Origin of the sequence: Streptomyces daghestanicus (assembly GCF_020521275.1) — a bacterium.
Taxonomy (GTDB): Bacteria; Actinomycetota; Actinomycetes; order Streptomycetales; family Streptomycetaceae; genus Streptomyces; species Streptomyces griseoviridis.
In genome coordinates this window covers 311,501-323,575 of the sequence record NZ_BNDX01000008.1, presented here as the reverse complement: position 1 = coordinate 323,575, position 12,075 = coordinate 311,501, and the positions used below count along the sequence as shown (strand labels likewise).

At 68.8% G+C, this 12,075-nt stretch carries 9 protein-coding genes; 7 read left to right on the top strand and 2 right to left on the bottom strand.

Annotated features, from left to right (window positions below):
* Window positions 1-246: 246 nt before the first annotated feature.
* From Sdagh_RS10930 to Sdagh_RS36960, 5 genes are all read left to right on the top strand, one after another.
* Window positions 247-2,328, top strand: a complete 2,082-nt coding sequence (locus Sdagh_RS10930) for an APC family permease (RefSeq protein ID WP_189421008.1) — start codon at window positions 247-249, stop codon at window positions 2,326-2,328.
* A 51-nt stretch (window positions 2,329-2,379) separates the two neighbouring features.
* Window positions 2,380-3,708 (top strand): class I SAM-dependent RNA methyltransferase, encoded by a 1,329-nt coding sequence (locus Sdagh_RS10925; RefSeq protein ID WP_190077975.1) that lies wholly within the window; start codon window positions 2,380-2,382, stop codon window positions 3,706-3,708.
* A 252-nt stretch (window positions 3,709-3,960) separates the two neighbouring features.
* Window positions 3,961-5,165, top strand: a protein-coding gene (locus Sdagh_RS10920; protein WP_226535024.1) for an IS3 family transposase whose coding sequence is annotated in 2 segments (ribosomal slippage) — window positions 3,961-4,252 and window positions 4,252-5,165 — 1,206 coding nt in all. Because the reading frame shifts where the segments join, the coding sequence is not laid out codon by codon here.
* Between the two features lie 1,314 nt (window positions 5,166-6,479).
* Window positions 6,480-7,088, top strand: coding sequence for a hypothetical protein (locus Sdagh_RS10915; RefSeq protein ID WP_190078763.1), 609 nt, complete (start codon window positions 6,480-6,482; stop codon window positions 7,086-7,088).
* A gap of 568 nt (window positions 7,089-7,656) precedes the next feature.
* Window positions 7,657-8,052 carry a carboxypeptidase-like regulatory domain-containing protein gene (locus Sdagh_RS36960; protein ID WP_190078762.1) on the top strand — a complete coding sequence of 132 codons (396 nt, stop codon included), beginning with the start codon at window positions 7,657-7,659 and terminating at the stop codon, window positions 8,050-8,052.
* Window positions 8,053-8,235: 183 nt separating this feature from the next.
* On the opposite strand, the gene Sdagh_RS10905 is transcribed toward Sdagh_RS36960, so the two are convergent.
* Window positions 8,236-8,520, bottom strand: coding sequence for a LysR family transcriptional regulator (locus Sdagh_RS10905; protein WP_190078761.1), 285 nt, complete (start codon window positions 8,518-8,520; stop codon window positions 8,236-8,238).
* 7 nt (window positions 8,521-8,527) lie between these two features.
* Window positions 8,528-9,211, bottom strand: a complete 684-nt coding sequence (locus Sdagh_RS10900) for a GntR family transcriptional regulator (RefSeq protein ID WP_189421034.1) — start codon at window positions 9,209-9,211, stop codon at window positions 8,528-8,530.
* Between the two features lie 108 nt (window positions 9,212-9,319).
* Here Sdagh_RS10900 and Sdagh_RS10895 point away from each other — a divergent pair, with 108 nt between their 5' ends.
* On the top strand, window positions 9,320-10,486 hold the full coding sequence (locus Sdagh_RS10895) for a mandelate racemase/muconate lactonizing enzyme family protein (protein WP_189421036.1): 1,167 nt from the start codon (window positions 9,320-9,322) through the stop codon (window positions 10,484-10,486).
* Window positions 10,487-10,657: 171 nt separating this feature from the next.
* Window positions 10,658-12,031: a cation:dicarboxylate symporter family transporter gene (locus tag Sdagh_RS10890; RefSeq protein WP_190011161.1), complete on the top strand. Its 1,374-nt coding sequence runs from the start codon at window positions 10,658-10,660 to the stop codon at window positions 12,029-12,031.
* Window positions 12,032-12,075: the final 44 nt, after the last annotated feature.

The following is a 12,075-nucleotide window of genomic DNA, read 5'->3' as shown; positions in this document are numbered from 1 at the left end:
GAGTGCGGCGATCGCACCGATCAGCTCCGCGACGGCGGGCATGGGACCTCCTGGGGCGCGGCGAACCGCAATGAAGTGGCGCATTTCGCACAGGGGAAACGAGTTTTGTCATATAGGCATGCCAAGCCCGTCACCTGCGGAATCCGCAGCCGCGCGGCCCGGTGATTTCACCCGGAGGGCAGAGGACGGCCGCGCCGGGGGTGGCGGGTGGGCGACCCCCCGTTCGAACGCTTACGATCCTCTGTTGTGTCCAAACTGACCGACGTGCCCAAGCGGATTCTGATCGGGCGCGCACTGCGCAGCGACCGGCTGGGGGAAACGCTCCTGCCGAAGCGCGTCGCCCTGCCCGTCTTCGCTTCCGACCCGTTGTCCTCCGTGGCGTACGCCCCCGGCGAGGTGCTGCTGGTCCTGTCCATCGCGGGCGTGTCGGCGTACCACTTCAGCCCCTGGATCGCCGTCGCGGTCGTGGTGCTGATGTTCACCGTGGTCGCCTCCTACCGGCAGAACGTCCACGCCTACCCCAGCGGCGGCGGCGACTACGAGGTGGCCACGACCAACCTCGGCCCCCGGGCCGGTCTGACCGTGGCCAGCGCGCTGCTGGTCGACTACGTCCTCACGGTCGCCGTCTCCATCGCCTCCGGCATCGAGAACCTGGGCTCCGCGGTCCCGTTCGTCGTCGAGCACAAGGTCTTCTGCGCCATCGCGGTGATCGTGCTGCTCACGCTGATGAACCTGCGCGGGGTGAAGGAGTCCGGCAAGCTCTTCGCGATCCCGACGTACGTCTTCGTCGCGGGCGTCTTCATCATGATCGCCTGGGGCGCGTTCCGCGGGCTCGTCCTCGGTGACGCGATGCACGCGCCGACCGCCGACTACCAGATCAAGCCCGAGCACCAGGGCCTGGCCGGCTTCGCCCTGGTCTTCCTCCTGCTGCGGGCGTTCTCCTCGGGCTGTGCGGCGCTCACCGGCGTCGAGGCCATCTCCAACGGTGTCCCGGCCTTCCGCAAGCCCAAGTCGAAGAACGCGGCGACCACTCTCGCGATGATGGGCCTGCTCGCCGTCACCATGTTCTGCGGCATCATCGTCCTGGCGATGACGACCAAGGTCCGGATGGCCGAGAACCCGGCCGTCGACCTGATCCACAACGGCGTCGCGGTCGGCGCGGACTACGTCCAGAACCCGGTGATCTCCCAGGTCGCCGAGGCCGTCTTCGGCAAGGGCAGCTTCCTCTTCGTCGTCCTGGCCGCCGCGACCGCGCTGGTCCTCTTCCTCGCCGCGAACACCGCGTACAACGGCTTCCCGCTGCTCGGCTCGATCCTCGCCCAGGACCGCTACCTGCCCCGCCAGCTCCACACCCGCGGCGACCGCCTCGCCTTCTCCAACGGCATCGTGCTGCTGGCCGGCGCGGCCATGCTGCTGGTCTGGATCTACGGCGCCGACTCCACGCGTCTGATCCAGCTCTACATCGTCGGCGTCTTCGTCTCCTTCACGCTGAGCCAGATCGGCATGGTCCGGCACTGGAACCGCCACCTGGCCACCGAGAAGGACCAGGCCACCCGGCGCCACATGGTCCGCTCCCGCGCGATCAACGCCTTCGGCGCCACCTTCACCGGGCTGGTCCTGGTCGTCGTCCTGGTCACCAAGTTCACCCACGGTGCCTGGGTCGCGCTGCTCGGCATGTGCATCTTCTACGCCACGATGACCGCCATCCGCCGGCACTACGACCGGGTGGCCGAGGAGATCGCGCCGCCCGACGGCCCCGACACCGACGACGTGGTGCGGCCCTCCCGCGTCCACTCCGTCGTCCTCGTCTCCAAGATCCACCGCCCGGCGCTGCGCGCCCTGTCCTACGCCAAGCTGCTGCGCTCGGGCAGCCTGGAGGCGCTCAGCGTCAACGTGGACCCGGCCGAGACGAAGACGCTGCGCGACGAATGGGAACGGCGCGGGATCGACGTACCGCTGAAGGTGCTGGACTCGCCGTACCGGGAGGTGACCCGCCCGGTGATCGAGTACGTCAAGAGCCTGCGCAAGGAGTCGCCGCGCGACGCGGTGTCGGTGATCATCCCGGAGTATGTGGTCGGCCACTGGTACGAGCACCTGCTGCACAACCAGAGCGCCCTGCGCCTCAAGGGCCGGCTCCTGTTCACCCCCGGCGTGATGGTGACCTCCGTCCCCTACCAGCTGGAGTCCTCCGAGGCCGCCAAGCGGCGGGCCCGCAGGCGCCAGGACTGGAACGCGCCCGGCGCGGTCCGGCGCGGCCCGGCCCACCACCACGACCGGTCGAAGGAGTCCGCCAAGGACTCGGCGAAGGAGTCCTCGCCGTCGTCGTAGACTGGTGGGCTGTTGTCGTACATCGCCCCCTCTCACTGGAGTCACCCCGCCATGCAGGCAGAAGAGAACACGTCGCTGGTCGGGGAGGAGTACGAGGTCGAGGTCGGCCCCGTCGCCCACGGCGGCCACTGCGTCGCCCGTACGTCGGAGGGGCAGGTCCTCTTCGTGCGGCACGCGCTGCCCGGTGAGCGGGTCGTCGCCCGGGTCACCGAGGGCGAGGAGGGCGCCCGCTTCCTGCGCGCGGACGCGGTGCGGATCGTCGAGGCGTCCAAGGACCGCATCGAGGCGCCCTGCCCCTACGCCGGCCCCGGCCGCTGCGGCGGCTGTGACTGGCAGCACGCCAAGCCGGGCGCCCAGCGCCGCCTCAAGGGCGAGGTCGTCGCCGAGCAGCTGAAGCGGCTCGCCGGCCTCACCCCGGAGGATGCCGGCTGGGACGGCACGGTGATGCCGGCCGAGGGCGACAAGGTCCCGGCCGGGGAGGTCCCCGCCTGGCGCACGCGCGTCCAGTACGCCGTCGACGCCGACGGCAACGCGGGCCTGCGCCGGCACCGCTCCCACGAGGTCGAGCCGATCGACCACTGCATGATCGCGGCGCCGGGCGTCTCCGAGCTGGGCATCGAGAAGCGGGACTGGGCGGGCATGGAGTCGGTGGAGGCCATCGCGGCCTCCGGCTCCCAGGACCGCCAGGTCATCCTGACGCCGCGGCCGGGCGCGCGGCTGCCGCTGGTCGAGCTGGACCGGCCGGTGTCGGTGCTGCGGGTCGAGGAGAAGGACGGCGGCGTCCACCGCGTCCACGGCCGCCCCTTCGTCCGCGAGCGCGCCGACGGCCGCACCTACCGCGTCGGCAACGGCGGCTTCTGGCAGGTCCACCCGAAGGCCGCGGACACCCTGGTGACGGCCGTCATGCAGGGCCTCCTGCCCCGCAAGGGCGACATGGCGCTGGACCTGTACTGCGGCGTCGGCCTCTTCGCGGGCGCGCTGGCCGACCGGGTCGGCGACACCGGCGCGGTCCTCGGCATCGAGTCCGGCAAGCGGGCGGTGGAGGACGCGCGGCACAACCTGTCCGGCTTCGACCGGGTCCGCATCGAACAGGGCAAGGTGGAAGCGGTGCTTCCGCGCACCGGGATCACCGAGGTGGACCTCGTCGTCCTGGACCCGCCGCGAGCGGGCGCCGGCAAGAAGACGGTCGAGCACCTCGCTTCACTGGGGGCGCGGAGGATCGCGTACGTGGCGTGCGATCCGGCGGCGTTGGCCCGGGACCTGGGGTACTTCCGGGGTGGGGGGTATCGGGTGCGGATGTTGCGGGTGTTCGATCTGTTTCCGATGACGCATCATGTGGAGTGCGTCGCGATCCTTGAGCCGGCCGCGAAGGGCTCCTGACCTGCGGTTTTGTGCGTGCGCATTATGTGCGTTGTGGGCGTTACGGGCGATATCTTGACGCTGAAATGACGCTCGTGACGCTCATTTGACGCTCGTTCTGATGGGGTGTCAGGCCCGTTGTGTCGCTGCTCAGGCGCTCTGATGGTCCTTCTGTGAAGCAGGTTGGCCAATGGGTCTGATCGACAGGGGCCTTGACCCCTGATGTTGAACACACGAGACACTGGATCCTGCGGATCTGAGGGCGGACATCTCGTGGTCATGAAGAACTACCCGCCGCAGTTCAAGGCGGGCGCGGTCGCGCTGTACGAGTCGCGGCCGGAAGCGACGATCAGGTCGGTCGCCGCCGATCTGGGGATCAACCCGGAGACCCTGCGGAACTGGGTTCGGGCAGCCGGGGTGAGCCGTCCCCGGGGGAGGCGGACGCGGGAACTCTCTCAGCCGCCGGCGCCGCTGGAGGCGGAGAACGCCGCTTTGCGGAAGAAGGTCCGTGAGCTGGAGGAGGAACGCGAGATCCTGCGCAGAGCGGCGAAGTATTCCGCCGGCCAGACGCGCTGGTGAACCGCTTCCAGTGCGTCGCCGACCTCCAGCGCCGTCACGGCGTGAAGCGGCTGTGCAGCATCCTCGGCGTCAGCCGCTCGGGCTTCTGCTACTGGCGCCGGACAGCCGCCGACCGGGCCGCCCGGCAGGCGGCCGACGCCCGCCTGGCGGCCCGGATACGGGCGGTGCACCAGGAATCGGACGGCACTTACGGAGCCCCGAGGATCACCGCCGAGTTCCGCGAGACGAGCGGTGAGGCGGTCAACCACAAGCGGGTCGCCAGGATCATGCGGGCGTCGGGGATCGAGGGGGTCCGGTTGCGTCGCCGGCACCGCACCACCGTCCCCGACCCGGCCGCGGCCAAGGCACCGGACCTGATCGGCCGCGACTTCACCGCGGACAAGCCGAACACGAAGTACGTCGGCGACATCACCTGCCTGCCCGTCGAGGGCGGGAAGTTCTGCTGCCTGGCGACCGTCATCGACCTCGCCTCGCGCCGTCTGGCCGGCTGGGCGATCGCCGGCCACATGCGCGCGGACCTGGTGACCGACGCCCTGGCCGCGGCGATCCGCACCCGCGGCAGCCTCGCCGGATCGATCACGCACACCGACCACGGAGCCCAGTACACGAGCAGGGCATTCGGCCAAGCCTGCGAGTCAGCAGGGGTTCGGCGCAACATGAGCGCGGTCGGGTCCAGCGCGGACAACGCACTCGCCGAGTCCTTCAACGCGACCTTCGAACGCGAGACCCTGCAAGGACGAAAAAGCTGGCCGACCGAGCGCGAGGCCCGACTCGACGCCTTCCGATGGCTCCACCGCTACAACACCCGACGCCGACATTCCCACCTCGGACAACGATCACCCATCGCCTTCGAAAACGCCTTCCACCTCACACCAACTACGCTGGCCCAAGCCGCATAACCCGTGTTCAGGATTCAGGGTCAAGGCCCGTTCCGGCAGCCCCCTTCGATGTCGTCCAGGACGCGCGTTCCGTCCTGCTGCGGTTCAGGGTGTCAGAGGCTCAGAGGACGACGTGGAAATCTCCGTAGTGACAGCGGTCCGGCAGCTCGCCCTTGTTGCGGTCCACGCACCGGGCCACGATGGAGACGCGTGAACCGCTCCAGCCATGAAGCAGACGGTTGGAAGCGGAGGGGGTCAAACGGGAGAAATGCCGCGAAACCTTCCGGAGGGGGATGCGCCGAAATGTCGCTTGGTTCGAAGACTCTACGGGCAAGGATGCGAACTCGTCCGATGGGGAGCAAATGGGACTATTAGGTGTCTTGTTGTTCTTTGTGGGAGGAATGATCTCTGAATCACCCGATGGTGCTTCGAATGGTGAATTTCTCCATTCTCTTGGCATTGTGCTCATAGTGGTTTCCGTGGTGGCAAACCTGTCGAAGGCGAGGCGTAGATCGGAAGACGCGCAGGGGTACCGCAGTGCTGGGTGGGCGCGATGCTGGCACTGTGGAGGCAGCGGGGAGGTCTTTGAGAGCGACCACTGGCAGGACTGCCGTTCCTGCTCCGGCCGGGGCTGGCTCCCACCCAACTGATGTCGGCTCGCGAAGTGATCGGGGATCTGCAGCTCACACGGTGACGCCGAGCAGCACCTCCGTACACTGCTCCGCCGTATCCGGCCGGCCGCAGCTCCGAGCCCGCTCCGCCATGAACTCGCGCCGTTTAGCCGAGGCCAGGACCGGGGCCACCGTCACACGCAGGCCCTTCGCCGTACCACCTCCGCACCATCGCCACCGCAGTCCCGCCTTCCGCAGGTGCAGGGGGCGTTGTGCGTCTGCTCGTTGCCGGTCGACGTCGCCGGCGGGATGAGCACCGACCGCTTGCCCAGGGCACCGCCCCGACCGTCCCACCGCTGCTTGTTTTCGGTCAGGCAGTGGCCCGGATCTTGTAGTGCTGATCTTGGCCGTGGTGAATGAGCCGCCGCGTCCGGGGGATCGACCGGTCCTGCCGGTGGCGGTTTCAGGACGGCGGGGGAGTGCCGTCGTCGGGGGAGGGGTCTCGTCCTGCCGAGATGCGGCCGTCAGTGATGCCGTGACGGGTGAGGGCGAGGCGTAGTCGGTCTCTCGGGGCGGTGTGCCCCCGTCTGTCGCCCTATCCGACTGAAGGACGCTCCCATTGAAGGACGCTCCCATGCGGTTCAGACGCCGCTGCAGATCACCTGACGGCTCGTCCGGCAGATCATCGCAGCGCACCCGATCCTGTATGCGTTCCCGGCGGCTCATGTCGGGTTCGCTCCTACCTCTGCTGGCCGTCGGCGCGGTGCTCGCAGGTCTGCTCGGCGAGTCCCCGGCCGAGGAACGGCTGCCCGACAGCAGCCTGGTCGCTGGCAGTTACGACGGTTTCGACGCCGAGGCCGCCGAGCAGCTGCGGCTGGACCAGTGCCTGATGGCGGACGCGCTGCGGGTCGGCGGTTCCGGGACGAGCAGTCTCGGGCAAGCCGGTCTGAACCAGAGCCCCGAGCACCTCCGTGTCACGGCGGACCGTGAGTACTGGAACGACACTCCGCTCGCTGACGCGTTCATCAAGGACCGGGAACTGATCGACCAGGAGATGGCCACGCTCGATCCGCGGCTGGACGCATGGGAGGACGCGTTCTCCGGTTTGTCCGCGCCCGGCGGATTCAGTTACGTCGACTTCTACTGGCCCCCCCGGCAGGTCCGACGACGGCCCGACCTACTTCGGGCAGGTCGGCCTCGTACGGGTGGGCAACCCCGGGACCGGCTGGCTACCGCCCCCCCACCTCGTCGACCGCCCGCAACACGCCGCCGAGATGACTGGCGGTCGTCGCCGAGTCGATCACCAAATTCGCCGACAAGGACCGGCCGCTGACCTAACCGGCCCGACATATCGGTCGTCACCGGCGCTCCCGGTTTCGCCCGCGAGGTTCAGCTCGGACTGGCTCCCTGGCACGGAAGGCTCCTGGTGCTGGAGCACGACGGCAACCAGGTCCTCCACCGGACACGGCTCCCCGCTGCCCGCTCTGATCCACGGCGGCTCGGGGCGGGCCGACGGCAGTGAGGCGATGGGCGGCATCCGCGGCGTCGTGCATCACATGCAGCGATCTGCTCTCCTCCGGACGAGGGAGCGCAGCTCCCTGATCAGAGCCGCGTGCTCAAAGGCTGAGCCCAGACGGACGGAGTAGTCGATGGCGAGATGTGGCATGGAGTCCTTTTGATCTATCTCTTCAGGACAACCGTGTGCGGTGCGGCATCCGTATTGGTCGCCGGCCTTCGAGGACGTACCGGTACGCGGAAGCAGCAGCGGGGGGCCATGCGTCGGCTCGTGGGCCGGGTCGGCTCCCGGCAGCGCGGTCCGGCCCTTCCGTCATGTTGGCGAGCAGGGTCGTCCGCTGCTCGGCGGACAGCCGGTCGAGCAGCATCGCGCGGAAGGCACGCCCATGGGCTTCGAAAGCGCCCAGCAGGTGCTGATGCCCCTCTTCGGTGAGCCGCACGACCCGCGCCCGTCCCTGGCCGGAGTCCTCACTCTGGCGACCGTACACAGCCGACGCGGCGCCACCGTTCCGCCCGCTCCCGGCGAGCCCGCAGCCTCGACGCGCCTCCACGGGACGGTTGCGTCCCTGTCCGACGCGCCCGTGCCTCGCGCGGCGGTCTGGGTTCTCAGCGAGGTCGACGACTCGGTGCGGCGGACCACGGCCGACGCCATGGGCCGTTACGCGCTCGATGACGTACCCGAGGGTACGCACCAATCCCGCGGGCGACCTCGTCGCCGAGACTGCCGGAGAGGAGCAGCCCTAGACTTGGTACGCGGTCGGGTGACGGGTTCGGTCACGTAGCCCAGAGACAGGTGCGGTTAAGACGGCCTCCCGTTCGACGGGGTCAGTGGACCAACCGGTCGTTGTGCCCCGGAGCGAAACGGTGACGATCTCGGGTTCGGCGTGCCGAGCGGTGACCAGAACGTCCCATTGCTGCAGGGCGAAGTCGTGCGCGAATTCCCGGGACGCGCGTCCGGATCGCCATCATCGCGTCGGCCCGACCGGTTCCAGGTTGTCCGGCGACGGCCGGAGCCAGCCGACGAGCATGCCGGGGAGGATGGTGGCGGTGTGACCGATCGACGCCCCGCCCACCTCGGTGAACACAACACGCCCGCCGATTTGGAGGAGCGGTTCGGAGCCGAGGTTGCGTTCCAGCGTCCGGACCCGCCTGGACATGGACGACCGCGACACGTACGGCGCGGTGGCGGCCCGGTTCTGACCGCCGGAGTCGACGACCGCCAGGAAGCACTCCGGCTGCGGGATGTCCATCGGCGCCTCAGCCCGTACGGACGCCTTCACGGTCCTCCAGGGCGCTGATGGCGGTGGCGGTCAGGCTGTGGGTGATGTGGTCGCGCATCAGCTGAGCGGCCTCGGTGGCCCGTCCGTCCTCGACGAGGTCGACGAGCCGGTGGTGTTCCTCGAGGTCGCGGGTGCGGGGCTCGTCGCCGGGCGGCAGTTCGAGGCCGAGGCGCCGGTAGCGGTCGGACTTGTCCCACAGGTCGTCCAGGAGGCGGATGAGGACGTCGTTGTGCGAGGCCCGGTAGAGCGCCTGGTGGAAGGCGCGGTGGGCGGTGAGCGCCTCTTCGCCCCACTGGCGGGTGACGGGCAGCAGCCTGGTGACGGCGGATCGCATGACGGCGACATCCTCGCCGGTGCGGCGCCGGGCGGCGAGTTCCGCGGCCGTGGGATCCAGGGACAGGCGTACCTCGAACAGTTGCCGGGCCTCGTCGGAGCTCATGGTGGACACCCGGACGTCGCGGTGGGTCTCGACGGTGACCAGACCTTCGCTGCTGAGGCGGCGGATCGCCTCGCGCAGCGGCGTAATGCTCATGTTCAGCGACTCCGCGAGGTCGTACTGCGCGAGCCGCGCCCCGGCGGGAAGCGTCCCCGACAGGATCTGTCCGCGCAGCTCCGCGTAGGCGTAGTCGCTCTTGCTGACGAAGAGATTCGTGTCGGCCATCGCCCCCCGAAAATCCTTCCCGGGTGCTCGCACCCCTCTTGACAGTTCCCATCGCGTCACCTCAGCCTAACACCGACGCAACTTATAAGATATGAGAAGGGTGCTGTCGTGAAGATCACCAATGTGTACGAGGGCGTCGTCCCGATCAGCTCTTCGATCCGCAACGCCTGGATCGACTTCAGCTCCATGGACTGCTCGATCGTGGCGATCGAGAGCGACGTCATCCGTGACGGCAAGCCCGTCGTCGGTTACGGCTTCAACTCCAACGGCCGCTACAGCGCCGGCGAGATCCTGCGCCGCCGCATCCTGCCCCGCCTGACCGCCGCCGAGCCCGGCAGCCTCCTGGACGAGCAGGGCCGCTTCGACCACGCCAAGGCGTGGGACGTCATGATGAACAACGAGAAGCCCGGCGGCCACGGCGAGCGCTCGGTCGCCGTCGGCGTCGTAGACATGGCCCTGTTCGACCTCGCTTCCAAGATCGAGGGCAAGCCGCTGTACCGGTACCTGTCCGAGCGCTATGGCGACGGGCAGCCCGACGACTCCGTCTTCGTCTACGCCGCCGGCGGCTACTACGCCCCCGGCAAGAGCCTCACCGACCTCCAGGACGAGATGCGCGGCTTCCTCGACCTGGGCTATGACGTCGTCAAGATGAAGATCGGCGGCGCCGACCTGGCCGAGGACCTGCGCCGTATCGAGGCCGTCATCGATGTCCTCGGCGGCGACGGCTCCCGCCTCGCCGTCGACGTCAACGGCCGCTTCGACCTGAACACCGCCCTGGAGTACGGGCGAGCCATCGAGCCCTACGGCCTCTTCTGGTACGAGGAGATCGGCGACCCTCTCGACTACCACCTCAACGCCACCGTCGCCGAGCACTACACCGGCGCCATAGCCACCGGCGAGAACCTCTTCTCCCTCCAGGACGCCCGCAACCTCATCCGCTACGGCGGCCTGCGCCCCGACCGCGACACCATCCAGGTCGACCCCGCGCTCTCCTACGGCCTGGTCGAGTACCTGCGCATCCAGGACATGCTCAAGCAGCACGGCTGGTCGTCACGGCGCTGCATCCCGCACGGCGGGCACCAGTTCTCCCTGCACATCGCAGCCGCCCTCAAGCTCGGCGGCAACGAGTCCTACCCGGGCGAGTTCCAGCCCACCGGCGGTTTCGCCGACGACGCCGTCGTCGAGAAGAGCCGCGTCGGCCTGACCGACACCCCCGGCATCGGCTTCGAGAGCAAGGCCGCCTTCTACAAGGTGCTGCGCGCCCTGCACAGCTGACCGGCACCGCGGCAGCACGACTCGCTCCGGACGCTTCACGCGGCGATCGTCACCGCGGCCGGAACCGAGTACCACGAACGACCACGGGGGACGCGAGCCGCACCGCGTCCCCCTCGCACACCCCCCACGGGACAGGGCAACACACGATCGTCGTGCAAGGGAGCACCTTCGATGACAAGCACCACCCCTACCGACGCCGGCCGCCCACAACGGTCACGGCCGAACCGTCTGATACGTGAGCTGTGGTTCCAGGTCGTGCTGGGCGCGGTCCTCGGTATCGCCGTCGGCATCCTCGCCCCCGGTCTCGGCGAGGATCTGAAGCCGCTCAACGACTGGTTCATCGACTTGGTCAAGATGATCGTGGTCCCGGTCGTCTTCTGCGTGGTCACGACCGGCATCGCCTCCATGGACAACCTGCGCAAGGCGGGCCGGATCGGTGTGAAGGCGATCGGCTACTTCCTGGTGCTGTCCCTGGTGTCCATGCTGATCGGTCTGGTGGTCGCCAACATCTTCCAGCCCGGCGCCGGCCTGCACGTCGACCCCTCGTCCCTGAACGCCGACGACGTGCCGGAGACCGCCACCGAGCACGCCACCTTCACCGGTTTCATCTCCTCCCTGATCCCCACCTCCCTGCTTGGCGCGATCACTGGTGACGCCATCCTGGCCGCGCTCATGGTCTCCATCGTTTTCGGCGTCGCCCTGAACATGGCCGGTGAGGACGGCGCGCCGCTGACCCGCGGCATCAAGGCGCTCTCCGACGTCGTCTTCCGCATCGTGGGCTGGGTGATGCGGCTGGCGCCGCTGGGCACCTTCGGCGCTCTGGCCACCGTGGTCGCCACCTACGGCGCCGAAAGCCTCAAACAGCTCGGCTACCTCATCATCCTGTTCACCGCGACCTGCATCGTCTACGTCCTGGTCGTCCTCGGCGCCATCATGCGGGCCTGCCGCCTGAGCCTGTTCGGCCTCATGCGCTTCCTCAAGGCCGAACTGCTCGTCGCCCTGAGCACCTGTTCCAGCGAGGCAGTCCTGCCGCAGCTCGTGCGCAAGCTGGAGACCCTGGGCGTCGGCCGGCCGGTCGTCGGCATCGTCATCCCCTCCGGGTTCTCCTTCAACCTGGACGGCTCCGCCGTCTACCTCACGATGGCCTCCCTCTTCCTGGCACAGGCCATGGGCATCGACCTGTCCTGGCAGCAGCAGCTGATCATGGTCGGGGTCATGATGCTCACCAGCAAGGGCACTGCCGGGATCGCGGGCGGCGCGTTCATCGTCCTGGCCAGCACCGTCACCGCGGTCGGCCACATCCCGCTCGCCGCCCTCTCCCTCATCGTCGGCATCGACCGCATCCTCAACGAGGGCCGCGTCTTCATCAACGTGCTCGGCAACGCCGTGGCCACCATCGTGATCGGCAAGTGGGAGAACGACATCGACACGGAACGTGCCCGCAAGATCCTGAAGTCCGGCGACGCCACCCCGCCGCCAGCCGCCGAGACCACCGACGGGACCGTGTCCGAGACCGACACCGCCAAGACTCACGCAGGTAAGTGAGCGGGGCCGCCGAGCGCGGACACCCCGTACGTCGTACCCATGAC